The sequence below is a fragment of the Streptomyces canarius genome (assembly GCF_014650735.1).
Lineage (GTDB): Bacteria > Actinomycetota > Actinomycetes > Streptomycetales > Streptomycetaceae > Streptomyces > Streptomyces olivaceoviridis.
Genome location: NZ_BMVN01000032.1, coordinates 19,776 through 33,138 on the forward strand (window position 1 = coordinate 19,776; position 13,363 = coordinate 33,138).

General features: G+C 74.7%; 5 protein-coding genes. All 5 read left to right on the plus strand.

Features of this window, described 5'->3' with window-relative positions; translation table 11 throughout:
* Position 1: 1 nt before the first annotated feature.
* The 5 genes from eccCa (at position 2) to IE294_RS33025 (ending at position 13,254) form a co-directional block, all read left to right on the plus strand.
* On the plus strand, positions 2-3,976 hold the full coding sequence (gene eccCa, locus IE294_RS33005) for a type VII secretion protein EccCa (protein ID WP_306433489.1): 3,975 nt from the start codon (positions 2-4) through the stop codon (positions 3,974-3,976).
* A 79-nt stretch (positions 3,977-4,055) separates the two neighbouring features.
* A complete protein-coding gene (gene eccD, locus IE294_RS33010) occupies positions 4,056-5,426 on the plus strand; it encodes a type VII secretion integral membrane protein EccD (protein ID WP_189892233.1) in 1,371 nt (456 codons plus the stop codon).
* A gap of 9 nt (positions 5,427-5,435) precedes the next feature.
* A complete protein-coding gene (eccB, locus tag IE294_RS33015) occupies positions 5,436-6,761 on the plus strand; it encodes a type VII secretion protein EccB (protein ID WP_189892235.1) in 1,326 nt (441 codons plus the stop codon).
* On the plus strand, positions 6,758-9,967 hold the full coding sequence (locus IE294_RS33020; RefSeq protein WP_189892236.1) for a hypothetical protein: 3,210 nt from the start codon (positions 6,758-6,760) through the stop codon (positions 9,965-9,967). The genes eccB and IE294_RS33020 overlap by 4 nt, the downstream gene beginning before the upstream one ends.
* Positions 9,964-13,254, plus strand: coding sequence for a right-handed parallel beta-helix repeat-containing protein (locus tag IE294_RS33025; RefSeq protein ID WP_189892238.1), 3,291 nt, complete (start codon positions 9,964-9,966; stop codon positions 13,252-13,254). The genes IE294_RS33020 and IE294_RS33025 overlap by 4 nt, the downstream gene beginning before the upstream one ends.
* Positions 13,255-13,363 lie beyond the last annotated feature (109 nt).

Genomic DNA, 13,363 nt, shown 5'->3' on the forward strand with positions numbered 1-13,363 from the left:
GTTGAGCACCACCGTAGCCAAGCGGGCCCCGCGCGAGGAGGGTCCCGTCATGCCCGAGGGCCAGGTGGAACTCGCCGAGCCACCGGTGCTCGGCGAACCCGCGCAGACGGACATGTCCTCCGCCCTCATGTACATCCCGATGGGGCTGGGCAGCGGCGCGATGATGCTGATGTTCACCCAGGGCAGGCCCGGACCGACGACCTACCTCATGTCCGGCATGATGGGCGCCTCGGTCGCCGGCATGGCCCTGACCCAGCTGGGCCGCTCCGGCGGTGAGCGGCGCCGCAAGATGCGGGCCGAGCGCCGCGACTACCTGCGCTACCTGGCGCAGAAACGCCAACAGGCCCGGGAGGCCGCCGAACAGCAGCGCAAGGCCCTGTCGTGGGACAACCCCGACCCGGCCGCGCTGCCGGTACTCGCCGAAGGGAGCCGGCTGTGGGAACGCCGGCCACACCACGACGACTTCGCGCGCATCCGCATCGGCACCGGCTCGCGCCGGGCGGCGCTGGAGTTCCTGCCGCCGCAGACCCGGCCGGTGGAGGACCTGGAACCGCTCACGGCGATGTCGCTGCGCCGCTTCACCCGGGCCCACCAGCGCGTGCCGCACCTGCCGGTGCCCATGGCGCTGCGCCGGTTCACCAGTGTGGAGTTCGCCGGTTCCGGCACCGACGTACTGGCGCTGATGCGGGCCATGGTCGGTCAGCTGGCCGTCCTGCACGCGCCGAACGATCTGCGGATCGCCCTGCTGGGCCGCGGCATGGCGGCGACGGAATGGGAGTGGCTGAAATGGCTGCCCCACAACCAGCACCCCGAGGAGACCGACGCGGCCGGACCCCTTCGCCTGGCCGCCGACGACCACGACGCACTGATGGAACTGCTGGGGCCGGAGGTGCGGGACCGGCCCGACCACGACCCGGACGCGTCCCCGAGCACCGCGGAGCCGTTCGTGGTCGTCGTGGCCCAGGACATCCGTGTTCCCGAGTCGTCCAGGCTGCTGGGCGGGGGCATCCGCAACCTGGTGCTGCTGGACGCCACCGGCGCGCTGCCGGGCGGCGAGCGCGTCCTCAGGCTGACGGTGCGCGACGGACACGCCGAGTACCCATCCGGCGACACCACCGCCCGCATCCGCGCCGACTCGCTCAGCCGGGTACGGGCCGAACTCCTCGCCCGGTCCGTCGCCCCGATGCGCCCCAGCGGCGCCATCGACCTGTCCGACAACTCGCTGGAGGCGGACTTCGAACTGACCGCGCTGCTCGGGCTGCGCGAACCGCACACCTTCGACGTCGCCGCCGCCTGGCGGGCCCGGCAGGCCCAGTCGGCGCGGCTGAAGGTGCCGCTCGGCGTGACCGAGCACGGCGAGGTCGTCGAACTGGACCTCAAGGAGTCCGCGCAGGGCGGCATGGGGCCGCACGGACTGCTGATCGGCGCGACCGGTTCGGGCAAGAGCGAACTGCTGCGCACCCTCGTGATGGGCCTGGTCACCACCCACTCCTCCGAGGTGCTCAATCTCGTCCTGGTCGACTTCAAGGGCGGCGCGACCTTCCTCAACATGGACCGCCTCCCGCACACGTCGGCCGTCATCACCAACCTGGCCGATGAGATCCACCTGGTGGACCGGATGCGGGACTCCATCAACGGCGAGCTGACCCGCCGCCAGCAGCTGCTGCGCGACGCCGGCTACTCCTCGCTGTTCGAGTACGAGAAGGCCCGGCTGTCCGGGGCGAGCTGGCTCAGCCCGCTGCCCTCGCTGCTCGTCATCGTCGACGAGTTCTCCGAACTCCTGGCCAGCAAACCGGAGTTCGTGGATCTGTTCGTGTCGATCGGCCGGCTCGGGCGCAGCCTCGGCGTGCACCTGCTGCTCGCCTCGCAGCGGCTGGACGAGGGCCGGGTACACAAGGTCGAGGGCCATCTGTCGTACCGCATCGCGCTGCGCACCTTCTCCTCCATGGAGTCCCGCAGCGTCATCGGTGTCTCCTCCGCGTACGAACTTCCCTCGGCTCCCGGCAACGGCTACCTGAAGATCGACACCACCAACCTGGTCCGCTTCAAGGCCGCCTACGTCTCCGGGCCCGCCCCCGCCCCCCGCTCGGCCGAGGACCCCACGGGCGGGGCCGCCGAACCCGCTCAGGACATCGCCCTGTTCGGGCTGGAGCGCCTGGACGCAGCAGAACCCGAGAGCCTCCCGGTGCCGTCCGCGGCCGAGACCGTCGCGGCCGGTCCCGAGGAACCGGAAGAGAGCGGCGAGAGCCTGCTGGAGGTGCTGGTGCGCCGGCTGGAGGACAGCGGTCCGCCGGCCCGCCAGGTGTGGCTGCCGCCCCTGAACGTCTCGCCCAGCCTGGACGAGCTCCTGCCGGGCATCGAGCCCGACTCGCACCGGGGCATCACCGCCAAGGGACACACCGCGCCCACCCTCACCCGGGTGCCGCTCGGCATGGTCGACCGCCCCTACGAGCAGGCACGTGAACTGCTCACCACCGACCTGTCCGGCGCGGGCGGCCACATCGGTGTCGTCGGTGCCCCGCAGACGGGCAAGTCGACGCTGCTGCGCACGCTGATGATGTCGCTCGCCCTCACCCACACCCCCCAGGACGTGCAGTTCTACTGCCTCGACTTCGGTGGCGGCCTGGCCTCGGTCGGCGGTCTTCCGCACGTCGGTTCCGTCGCCGGCCGGCTCGACCGCGACCGCGTGCTGCGCACCGTCGCGGAGATGACCCAGCTGCTGGAACGGCGCGAGCGGACCTTCGCCGAACGCGGCCTCGAATCGATGGCCGCGTACCGGGTGCTGCGCGCCGAGGGCGCCGTCGACGACCCCTACGGCGACGTCTTCGTGGTGGTCGACGGCTGGGCCACGCTGCGCGCCGAGTACGAGGACGCGGAGAACGTCCTGATGGACCTGGCCGCGCGCGGCCTCGCCTTCGGGCTTCATCTCGTCGGCTCCGGCGTGCGCTGGTCCGAGTTCCGGCCACGGCTGCGCGACCTGATGGGAACCAAGCTGGAGCTGCGGCTCGGCGACTCGGTGGAGTCGGAGGTGGGCTCGCGGATCGCCGCCACCGTCCCCCACCAGCCCGGGCGCGGCCTCGTGGCGTCCGGCCACCACTTCCTGTCCGCACTGCCCCGCATCGACGGCTCCGCCGAGACCGAGGACCTGACCACGGCGACCCGGTCGGCCGCCGCCGAGATCAACACCTTCTGGACCGGACGCCCGGCCCCCGAGGTCCGGCTGCTGCCCGCCCGGCTGCCGGCCGGCCAGCTTCCGCCGCCGCCCGCCGACAGCGAGGAGCTGCGGCTGTGCCTGGGGCTGGACGAACAGCGTCTCGCGCCCGCCTGGCACGATTTCGGCACGACAGCCCACCTGATGGTGTTCGGCGACGGCGAGACCGGGAAGACCAACGCCCTGCGCCTGGCCATCCGCGCCGTCCTCGCCCGTTACACCGCCGACGAGGCGCGCATCCTGGCCGCAGACCCGGGGCGCGGCCTGCTCCGGGACATCCCCGAGGCCTACCGGGTGGGTTACGCGGTCGACGGACCCGCCCTCACGGAGCTGATGAAGTCGGCAGCGGTGTCGCTCGGCAAACGCGTCCCCGGACCGGAGATCACCCCCGAGCAACTGCCCCGGCGTGACTGGTGGCACGGGCCCCGGCTGTTCGTCGTGATCGACGACTACGACCTGTTCTCCAGCAGCCCCGGCATGGCCTCTCCCACCTCACCACTGGTGGACCTGCTGGCCCAGGGCCAGCACATCGGCCTGCACCTGATCGTCGCACGCAGTTCCTCCGGCGCCGCGCGCGCCATGATGGACCCCCTGCTGCGACGGGTGTGGGAACTGGGCAACCCGGCCCTGCTGCTGTCCTACCCCAAGGAAGAGGGCAAGTTCCTCGGCGAGGCCCGCCCACGCCTGCTGCCGCCCGGCCGAGCCCAACTGGTCACCCGACGCTCGATCGGCCTGGTGCACCTGGGACTGGTGACTTCCTCGTGACAGCCATCCGCCCGACCCCCTCGACCACCGTCCGCCGGACCCCCGTTCCCGCCACCCCTTCCCGCAGCGGAGCAACCCCATGACCACATCACCCCAGCTGAGCTCGGCCGTCCCCGACCTCTGCCGTCTCACCGTCGAGGGCCTGGCGGGCCGGGCCGACCTCGCCGTACCGGTCACCATGCCGCTCGCCGCACTGCTGCCTGTGCTGCTGCGGCAGGCCGGAAAGCCCTCCGGTGACGGAACCTCCTGGACACTCCAGCGGTTCGGCGAGGAACCGCTGGACCTCGACGGCACCCCGCAGACCCTCGGCCTGCGGCACGGCGAGGTGCTGTACCTGCGTCCCGAGGCGGAGGCCCTGCCGCCGCTGGTCTTCGACGACGTCGCGGACGGTGTGGCGCACGTCGTCGACGGGCGGCCCGGTCGCTGGTCGGCCGGGGCGACCCGGTGGCTGGCCCTCGTCACGGCCTGCTTCGCCGTCGCCGCCGCGGCGACCGCCGTCCTGCTCGCCGCTCCGGGCGGTACCACGGCCGCCGGCGCGGGCCTCGCGGCCCTCCTCCTGGGCACCGCCGCCGTCGTCGCGCGGCGCGGACGGGCGGACCGGGCCGTTGTCGCCGTCGCCGGCTGCGGCGCCCTGGTCCTCGGCCTGCTCGCCGGAGTGGTCTCCACTCCGGCACCAGGCACCACGGGGCTGCTGCTGGCCGCCGCCTGGCTCCTCGTCCTGTCCGGTGGGCTCCTCGCGCTGCGCACCCTGCCGCCGTTGGTACCGGCCACGGCCCTCGCCCTCGCGGTCGCCACGGCCGCCGCCTGCGCGGTCCGTGCCACGGGCTGCTCGGCCGCGCAGGCCACCGGCCTGGTGGCCGGGGCCCTGTTCGTGCTCGGCCACCTCGCTCCGCGTGTCGCGCTGCGCACCGCGCGCCTGCGCGTCCCTCATCTGCCGCACGACGCCGAACAGTTGCAGCAGGACATCGAGCCCGAAGCGGAGGAGGACGTCCAGCGGCGCACCGTCGTCGCCGTCCTGCTGCTGGACGTCCTGGCCCTCACCACCGCGGTGATCTGCACCGCCGCCTGGTGGCTGCTGTCCCTGGACCAGGGCTGGATCGACTGGACGCTGCCGCTGGTCTTCGGCGCCGCGTTGCTGCTGCGCGCCCGCGCGCTGAACGGTGTGGTCCAGCGGATCGCCACCACGCTCGGCGGCGTCACGGCCCCCCTCGCGGTCGGGCTCGCGCTGGGCACCCGCCACGGCACCGGAGCATGGGCCGTGGAACTGGCGGCACTGCTCGTCACCGCGGTGCTGCTGCTGTGGACGGCGCAGCGGCTGCCGGGCGGCAGGCTTCTGCCCGTGTGGGGGCACGCCGGCGACATCGCCGAGTGGGTCTGCTCCATCGCGTTGCTGCCGCTGCTGCTGCAACTGGTGCACACCTACGGCCACTTCCGCTACCTGGCCAGTTGAGGGAGCGGCGTGCAGACACAACGGGACCACCTCCAGGCCTACCAGTTCGCGATGGGCCGTCTGGCCGCGGCACTGGTGACAGGGCAGCCCGGCGACGGCGGAAGCCCCCACCGGCGCGGCTCGGTCGGCACCTTCTTCGGCTTCGCCCTCGTCCTGCTGCTCTGCGCTGGCTTCGCGGTGTGGGGCCTCATCGACCCGGTCGAGAAGGACACCTGGCGCCAGCGCGGCTCGATCATCGTGGAGAAGGAGACGGGCACGCGCTACCTGCTGCTCGACGGCACCCTGCGGCCGGTGCGCAACTACGCCTCCGCGTTGTTGCTGACCGGGTTCTCCGGCACCGTCCGCACGGCGTCCCAGGACGCGCTGGAGGCCGTACCGCACGGTTCGCCCATCGGCATCGACAAGGCCCCGGACTCGCTGCCCGCCCCCGGCGACGTGGCTTCCGGTGGCTGGACCCGCTGCCTGCGCCCCGATCTGCCGGCCGGCGAGGTTCTCGATCTGACCCCGGCCGGGACGACGCCGGTACCCGCCGGGACCGCCGCCGTGGTCGCCGACCGTACGGGCCGCCGGTTCGTGCTGTGGCGCGGCGTCAAGTACCCGGTGCCCACCGAAGGCACCCTCATCGCGCTCGGCCTGGACGGCGGGCGGCCGGTGACCGCTCCCGACGACTGGCTGGCCGAGGTGCCCTCCGGCGCGCAGCTGAGGGTCCCGGTCGTCCCGCACGACGGCGACCCGGCCGGCCAGGTCGGCGGCGAGGCGGTGCGGGTGGGCCAGATCCTGCGCACCTCCGCCGGCCGGGGACCCGCCTACGTCATGCTCAAGGATGGCATCACCCGGGTGACGGCCACCGAGGCCGCCCTCCTCGCCGCCCGGCCCGGGGCGCCGGCACCGGCGACCGTCGACGCCGCCTCACTCGCCGCCTCGCCCGTGGCCCCGCACTGGCCGGCCGCGCCCCTACCCGACCTGCGCGGGGCTCCGTTGCCCGGCGCGGACGGCGGGCGGCTGTGCCTGCGTCAGACGACGGCCGGCGTCCACACCACCAACAGCCTGGTGCAGGAGCGGGGCGGCGTGCTCACCACCAAGCGCCCGGTGCTGGTGGCTCCCGCCCACGGCGTCCTCGTCGTCGACCAGGACGAGCTGCGCGCACGTGTCGTCTCCCCACGCACCTACCTCATCGACGACCAGGGCACCCTCTTCCCGCTCTCCGGCCGGGCGGCCCAGGACCTCCGGCTCAGCGGCCCCACCACCGCGATGCCCGCGCGGGTGCTGAAGCTGCTGCCCGACGGTCCCCTGCTGTCCCCGGACGCCGCCGCGGCCACCGTGAAGGAGAGGTGAGCGTGCGACTCGACGGCACGCTGGCCGCACGGCTGCGCAGCGGTCTGCGGCTGCGCCGGAGCGGTCACGCCCTGGTGGTGCACCGCAAGGGCGGACCGGACCCGGCCGCCGTCACCCTGGCCGAGAGCGTCGCGGTGGACACGCACCACCGCGTCGTCGTCGCCGATCTGCCCGCCGACGCACCGCTCACGGAATGGCAGGCGGCCGGCCGGCTGCTCGCCGGGCGGACCGACGGCATCCGCCTGGTGTTCGCACACGCGGAGTCGTACGACACCCGGCGCATCGGCCAGGCCGTCGCCGAGACCACGGGGGCCGCGGTACTGGCCGCGGACGGGACTCCCCGCAGACTCGCCGGAGGTGGCCTGTTCGTGCCCCGCGACCAGGGCGCGGGCTGGCTGCGCTTCCAGCCGGGACGACCGCCCGCAGCGGACTCCCGGCGCTTCCCCAAACCGCAGTGGGAGTTCGCCGCGGCCGATGAGCCGTGGAGTCCCGAACCGGGGACCGTCGTGGAACCCGTCGCCGGCGGGATCTGGCTGCGCAGTACCGGGGACGAACGGGGGATCGGCGCCCGGCACTGGCTGGTCGACCGCATTCCCGCCGGCCCCGACACGCTGACGGTCGTCCTGGGCGGTCCCGGCACGGCCCCGGTCAGTCTCGCGTCCACCGTGCGGCTGTGGCACAGCGTGCTGCCCTCGGCCCGGGCCTGGTTGCGCTTCCTCCAGCTCGGGCCCGTCACCCTGCCCGGGAACGTGGACTCCTGCGGCCAGGGCCTGGCCGACGCCGTCGGCGAACGGGTCGTCTTCTACGCGGGCGTGCCCGCCCCGTCCCCGTACGCGGGCGACGGCGTGCGCGTCGAAGTCCCCAACCACGACGGAACAGCCGCGTGGCAGCCCTTCGTCACCGAGGTCCTGTACGTGCCGGGCACCGGCGGCAGTCCCTCGCCGCCCATCCTGCTGGGCCTGCGGGCACCGGTGCCGGGAGCGGCGCAGACCTCGCCCGGGGTGTACGCCTACACCCAGGACACCGTCCTGGAGGTGGTGCAGAGCGGGCTGTGGCTGCGCTCACCCGCGGAACCCGCGGACGGGGACCGGGTGCGCCGCGTGGCGGCCGCGCCGGGCCGGGCGGCGATCCTCTACGACCGCCGGACCCCGGACGGCGGAGCACGGCTGCGCCTGCTGGCCGAGGACATGCTCCGCCAGCTCGACCCCGCGCTCCGCGACGCCTTCCGCATCGCCCCGGCGGACGCGCCGGGCGCCGCCCTCGGCTGGAGCGACACGGACTGGTGGGCGGCGGCCGACGACGGCACCGCCCGCCGGGCACCGGGTGCGGCCGGGGGCCGGCTGGACACCACCGAACCGGAGACCACCGGCACGCGGCGTGCGTCCGCAGAGCCGACGGAGGCGTCCGTACCTCCCGGCGGGGCGCGGACGAGCGTACGGCGGCCCGCGCGGGGGGTGCGGCCGGGCACGGCGCATGCGCCCGGCGCTCCGGCGCCCGCCGAAGCGCCCGCTCCCGTGCCTCCACGGGCGGGCGGCCGTCCGCCGCTCACGGCCGTCGGTCCGGTGGTCCCCGAGGGGGTCACCGGTACCGGGACGGCCGTCTCCGCGGTCGCGTCGTCGCCGCAGTCGTACGAGCCCGTCGTGACCGGCGACGAACCGTACGGGCCGCCGTCCGCCCCGGAACCGCCGGGTCCGCTGCCGGTGGCCCCGGAGCCGGGCGGCGTGCCCGGACCGCCCCCGCCCGTCGGCTCCGCCGCGGGGACCGTCCGCAACCACGGCTCGGAGCCGGGCGTCGCCGCGGCTTCTCCGGGCGGTCGTCCCGGCCTCCCGGGGCGGCCGACCGGCCTGGAGTTCGTCGCCGAGTCGGCGGCCGTGGCGGGAGCCTCTCCAGGTGGACGCGGGGCCCTACCGGCGGGTGTCACACGGTCCAGGACGTCCGGGGCGACGTCCGCCGGCGAGAGGCACGAAGGCGCCCCGCTCGCGCCCGCGTCGCCGTCCACCGTCCCGTCACCGGGTGCCCCGCCCGTCGCGGCCGGTGACCCACCGGCTCCGGCAGGCGGACCCGCGCCCGGTGGCGTCGTGGTCCCGCCACCGCACGCTCCTTCGGCCCTCGGCCCCGCGGCCTCTCCTACCGCCGGCCGGCCGGCCGAGGAGACCAACACCCCGCCCACCACCGCCTCCGCGCACCTCCCGTCCGCCCCGCCCGCGCTGCCCCGGCTGCTCCGACTGGAGTCGGAGGCCGTGCCGGCGCCGGCGGAGCCTTCCGCCGTACCGGAGGAGCGGGCCGTGCCCGTGGCGCGGCAGTCCGCACCGTCCGCCGGCGGTACGGGCACGCCGGGCGTCAGGGTGCAGCCGGTGCCGGCCGCCGCGGCGTGTGCCGTGCCCCCGGCCCGCGGGCTCGCGCAGGAACGGGAGTGGGTGCGCAAGAGGTTCGGCGCCCGGTTCAACGAACTCTCCGGCTCGATCTCCCGGGTCATGTCCGAATCCCCCGGACTGCGGGCAGGGTCGGAGGAGGACGCCATGGACGTCCTGACCGATCTGGCGTCGGCGCGGCTGTACCTGACCGGTGACCACGCGGCGGTGGACGCCGCCGTGCGCGGGGCCACCACCGGTCCGCACGTGCCGCTGGCGCGTTGCGTGTCCGCCGGACTGCTCCGGCTGCCGTCCTACCGCGGCCCCGTACTGCTCCAGGCCCGTGCCACGGCCGCCGAGCTGGTCTGGTTCGAGGAGGGCCGCCGGACGACCGAGTGGTCCTTCTGCGTGGCGGCCACCCATCCGTCCGACGCGGAACCGGGCGCCGTCGACTTCCTGCTGTGGTCCATGACCGCTCGGCGCACCCGCCTGCTCGACGCCTCCGTGCCCGACCGGGTGGTCTTCGTGCCGGGCACCGCCTTCAAGGTGCTGCGGACCGACACCGGGGGCCGCCGGCCCGCTGTCCTGCTGCGCGAACTGTCCGCCTCGGAGGCCGGCCCGGACGGCGGCGGCGCCGGGCAACAGCGCGTGCCGCTGGACGACCTCGCACTGGACGGCCTGTCCCAGGCACTGGAACTGCTGCGGACCCACCGGTCGCGTACGGCCGGACCGTCCCCCGGGCGCGCCGACCGCGCCGTACCCCTCGGCGTTCCGCCGGGCCTGGTCCCGCTGAACGGCCCGAAACCGCCCGCCCCCGCCGACGGCGGGACGACGAACATGGGAGTGGAAGCGTGAGCCGGCAGGTCCTGACCGTGGCCTCCGACGGACCGGGCGGGTACCGGTCCGTCGCCGCGGCCCTCCGCGACGCGCGGGAAGGCGCGCTGATCACCGTGGCGCCCGGCCGGTACGCCGAGAACCTGCACGTCACCGTACCGGTCACCATCACGGCCCAGGACAGCACCCGTCCGCCCGAACTCCACGCGGACCGGGGCAGCGCGGTGGTCCTGGACGCGGAGGCGGTGGCGCTGTCCGGCCTGCACCTGACGGGGGCCGATCCCGAGGCCCCGGTCGTGGACGCCCGGCGCGGCCAGGCCGCCCTGGACGGCTGCCGGGTGGCCGGCTCCGCCTGGGCCGGACTGCTCGCCTGGCACGAGGGCACCGTCGCGGTGCGCGACTGCGAGGTCAGCAACGCACGCGGCGCCGGCGTCGTGGTGACCTCCGGCCGGAGCAACGTGGTGGAACGTACCCGGATCAGCGATGTCGGCTCCTCGGCCGTCGTGGTCGCCGAGCAGGGCAGGCTGAGCGTCCGCGACTGCCAGGTGGAGCGGGCCGGGGGCAACGGGGTCTGCGCGAACGGAGCGGCCCGGGTCGACGTCGAGGCCAGCCGGATCGACGGGTGCGCCAAGCCCGCCCTCGCGGTGGAACAGCAGGCCCGCGCCCAGCTGTCGGACGTGCACGTCGCCGGGAGCGCCACGCTGGACGCCTACCTGACCAGCAGCGGGGAGACGGTCCTGAAGGACTGCCGGTTCACCGGCGCGGCCCAGCGGTCCGTGCACGTGGGCGCCGGCGCGGCGCCCTTGCTGCGGGACTGTGCCGTGGAGGGCGCGGGCGAGTACGCGGTGCACGTCTCCTCAGGTGCCCGGCCCCGCCTGGAGGAATGCGCGATCAGCGGGGGCCAGGTGGGGGTCGCCGTCGAGGCGGACGGTTCCGTCGAGTGCGTGGGCCTGCACGTCGCCGACGCCGCGCAGGCTGCGCTGCGCGTGGACGGCCCCGGCCTGGCGCTGCTGGAGCGCTTCACCGTGTCGGGGCGGCGGGGTCTCGCGGCCGTGGTGCGCGGAGGCGGGCGCCTGGAGATCCGCGACGGGGAACTGGACGCGGCCGGCGGCATCGACCTCGACGACACGGCCGAGTCGCAACTGACGGGGGTGCGGTTGCGGGTACCGGGGGGCGCGGGACTGTCCCTGGGCGGCGCGTCGCGCGCCACGCTCACCGGGGCGTCGGTCTCCGACTGCGCGGTGGTCGTCGGTACGGACTGCGAACTCATCGCCCAGGACTGCGAGTTCAGCGGTTCCGACGGCGACGGCATCCGCCTGGCCGGTGGCGGGACGCTGCACGCGACCGGCTGCCGGGTCTCCGGAGCCCGCGGTCACGGTGTGCACGTCATGCCTGGCGGCCGGGCCGAGCTGACCGGCTGCGTGCTGACCGGCAACGCCGGCGACGGCGTGCACGCCCAGCCGGACGCGCCCGTCGTGGTGGTCGAGTGCGACATCCGTGACAACGGCGGCCGTACGCCGCGTGACCTGCCCGCTGAAGGCGCCGGGACCGCGTCCGCCGACGCCCCCGGCCGGGTGAACCCGGTGCACGCGGTCGGTCCCCTCGCCGAACTCGACGCCCTCGTGGGTCTGGAGAGTGTGAAGCGGGAGGTCACCGGGCTGATCAATGTCAACAAGATGAGCCAGCGGCGCCAGGAGATGGGCCTGCCCATGCCGCCGATGAGCCGGCACCTGGTCTTCGCCGGCCCGCCCGGCACCGGCAAGACGACGGTGGCCCGGCTCTACGGCGCCGTCCTCGCGGAACTGGGCATCCTGAGTCAGGGCCACATCGTGGAGGTGGCACGGGCCGACCTGGTCGCCCAGATCATCGGCGGTACGGCCATCAAGACCACCGAGGTGTTCAAGAAGGCCCTCGGTGGGGTGCTGTTCATCGACGAGGCGTACACCCTGACCAACCAGACCCGCGGCACCGGCCCGGACTTCGGGCAGGAGGCCGTCGAGACACTGATGAAGCTCATGGAGGACCACCGCGACGAGATCGTCGTCATCGTGGCCGGCTACTCGGAGCAGATGGACCAGTTCCTCGCCTCCAACCCCGGCATGGCCTCCCGTTTCGCCAGAACGGTGGAGTTCCCCAACTACAGCACCGGGGAACTGGTCACCATCGTGCGCGGGCTGTGCGCCAAGCACTACTACGAGCTGTCCGACAGCGCCATGGAGGCTCTGCGACGCTACTTCGAGGACGTTCCCAAGGGCCCGACGTTCGGCAACGGCCGCGTCGCCCGCCAGGTGTTCGAAGAGATGATCAGCCGGCAGGCCTCCCGACTCGCCGCGGACCCACCCGGCGACGACTACGAACTGAACGTGCTCACCGGCGACGACGTCCTGACCGCGCCGGTGGCGAAGACCGGGACGGAACGGGAGGAACCGGGGAAGGGGGCCGTGCCGGGAAGCACGGCTGTCGCGAGCGGGCCGGGCGCCCGGGCGGAGGCGGCGGTGCGCCGGCTGCGGGCGATGAGCGGGCTGGCGTCGGCCCGCGAGGCGCTGACGTCGAGGCTGCTGGAACTGGCCGAAAGCCGGGCCCCGGCCGCGGACCTGGTCCGCTCCGCCGGTGTCGTCCTGGACGGCCCGCCCGGCTCCGGCCGCCGCGCGCTGGCCGCACGCTACGCCTGCGGCCTGGCCGAACTGGGTGTGTCGGCCACGGGCCGCGTACACCGGGTACCGCTGTCGCGGGTGGGCGCCTACTGGCCGGAACAGCCCCTGTCCTGGCTGCTCGCGGCCCAGGAGGAGAGCGCGGGAGGCGTCCTGCTGCTCGACGTCGATCCGGCATTCGCCCGCCGCGACGAACACGAACGCGGCGCGGTCGTCGAAGCGGTGACGACTGCCCTCGCCCGGCCGGACGGCCCGGTGACGTTGCTGAGCGGCTCGGCTCCGCAACTGGTGCCCCTGCTGCGTGAACAGGGCGCCCTGGCCGCCGGTTTCGCCGAGTACGTGCGTCTCCAGCCGTACTCCGCGGAGGAACTGGTGGGTGTGGTAGCGCGCCGACTGCGCGGCTGTGGAGCGGGGCTGACCGACGACGCGGGGGCCGCGCTGCTGGCCGAGTTCGGCCGGCGTCCCCCGCAGGGCGGGGCGTTCGGCGCGCACCGGCTCGCGGACCTGCTGGCCCGTCGCGTCGTCTCGCCCGCGGTGTCCGCCAAGGAGCTGTACACGGCGGGGGTGCTGACCGGGCCGGAACCGGGGGCGGCGGACGCTGCCGACGAGACCGGGCCCGGCCCCGAACGGCGTGCGGAGACGGTGCCGTCGCCCTGAGCGCTGGAGACGTCCCGGTCACCCGGAGCGGTCCACAGGACACCCGTACCCCCGCGTCGGCGGCCCCGGGCAGAGACAAACAGGCAGAGTCGGCAGGCGGCCGGACCTC